Below are 2,102 nucleotides of genomic sequence, written 5' to 3' on the forward strand. Positions count from 1 at the left end.
TAATTCACTAAATTGCCTTCTCCATACAATTCTTTAAATAAATCTTCTCCTAAATAAAACCAAGGTCCTAAAATAGTTCCTGATCCTGTAGAACTTCCACCTGATATTTGTTCTGAATCTATCACTAAAATTTGAGAAAGAACTTCCACCTCTTTTAATGGCTTCCCATCTTTATAAATAGTCACAACATCACCGACTTTAGGTGATGTTTCAATACTATCTATACTCGGCTTTCCATTGTCATTTGCACTAAGACCGGATAAAATATAATCTCCACTTTTCAGTTTTTCTTTAATCTCATTAATATTTTTTTCTCCTTCCAAAATTTCCATTTTTCCAAAAAAGTTTTCTGAAATTCCACATACATTACATACTGGTCTCTTGTCCTTACCTAATGTTAATGTACCATAATTGCTTGTTGCACTATTGGTAATTACTCCATCAATTTCTATACTGGGTATTTTGACACCTATTATCTCGACCCCCCAATCAAAACTAATATCAAAATTATATACAGATGCATCTATTGCATTTTTGTATAACTTTGTTCCATTCTTAATCATGGCATTTTTTTCAAGTTCTTGAATGGCTTCTTCATTTAAGGCCGCAGAAGGTTTGACATAACCAATACTAGGGTTTAATGTATCTGTTGATGCAACTAAATAATCCCTTCTCATTTGTGCATTAACATATTTCTCTTCATCAAAACTATTAGAAATAATCCATAAGGAATTGACAAAGACAACACTTAATATAAGCGATGTAAATACTAAAACGGTTCTCTTTCTATTTCTCTGCAGATTGCTTCTTGCTATATTTTTAATAGAGCGAATATCTTTTTCTGCTGTTTTTTTCTTCACCTCTATATATTTTGCTGTTTCAATCGCAGAATACTTGGCAGCCTTTTTAGAAGGTCTTCTCATACTCAAAAATACTGTAAGCAACACAAAGAAAACTGTTAAAATAAAGATAGCTGGGTGTACAGACTGCACAATAGTAAGTTCTTCCTCACTGTATTCCCAATTTTTCAAAATGACGGGTAACAAAAGTGCCCCTAACCCATATCCAACCACTAAGCCAATCGGAATGCCAATAAGAGATAACAGGAACATCTGTCTTCTCATTAATCTCTTAATCTGTTTGCCGGTCATTCCAATCGTTTTCATTATCCCAAATTCTTGAATATCCTGCATAACACCTATATCAAAAATATTATAGATCAAAAGATATCCGCACAGAATAAATAATGCCCCGAAAAAGACTATGGCAAGACAAACTCCTGTATTCCCATCTTCTGAATATAACATGGGATTGACTGCTACATTAACATAGTTGCTTCCATCAGCGTTTTCTGTTTGCGCCCCAAGACTTTCTGCATATTCTTTAAGATTTTGTTCAATATTCCCTGTATTCTTCATACAAACACTTGCATAATAGGTTCCTAAAATCTCTTTATCAAGATCGTATGTATTCTCTGCCACTTCAGGGTTGTGTTCTAAAAATGCTTCAGATACAATCATAAAATCAACTTTAGGACCGCCTGTATACCAGCCTGACAGTCGCATGTCAAAGTTATATTTTTGACCTCTTAATGTAAAAGACACCGGGACATGACTTCCTACTTCTTTTTTTATCCCAAATTCTTCCAATCCTTGCTCTGATAAAAGCACTTCTTTTTCATCTTCCGGCATCTTCCCCTCTTCTAAGGAAAGATAATACGCTTCCATGCCAGCCTGATCCAGATAGTCTATTTCAATCGGACGCTTCGTTTCCTCTTCCATAAGCGCAATGGGAACTCTCCCTCCCACACTTTCAAATAAATCAGAGTTTTGAACCTCCTGAAATTGTTCTTTATCCAAAAATCGAAGTTCTGCGTCCGCTTTCATTCCGGATAATTTTAGCTGTGTTTCCCGAATGGATTGCATACCGCCAAATCCAATTTCCAATACTGAGGTAAACAAAATGGTCGTTAAAGTAATTGCCAATATAAGAAGAAGATTTCTCTTCTTATGTACTTTCAGATTTCCCTGAACCATTTCTTTGATTATTTTCTTTTCATTACTCATACGATTTTACCATCTCTCATTCTTATAATCCTTGAT

Annotated in this window: 1 protein-coding gene; it reads right to left on the minus strand. The window is 34.6% G+C overall.

Going from position 1 to position 2,102, the window contains the following annotated elements:
• Window positions 1-2,066: ABC transporter permease (locus I2D69_RS19585; protein ID WP_195380417.1), on the minus strand; the 2,066-nt coding region annotated here is incomplete at its 3' end.
• Window positions 2,067-2,102: the final 36 nt, after the last annotated feature.

The organism is Ruminococcus sp. D54t1_190329_F1 (genome assembly GCF_015551645.1).
In the GTDB taxonomy this organism is placed as follows: Bacteria; Bacillota; Clostridia; order Lachnospirales; family Lachnospiraceae; genus Blautia_A; species Blautia_A faecis.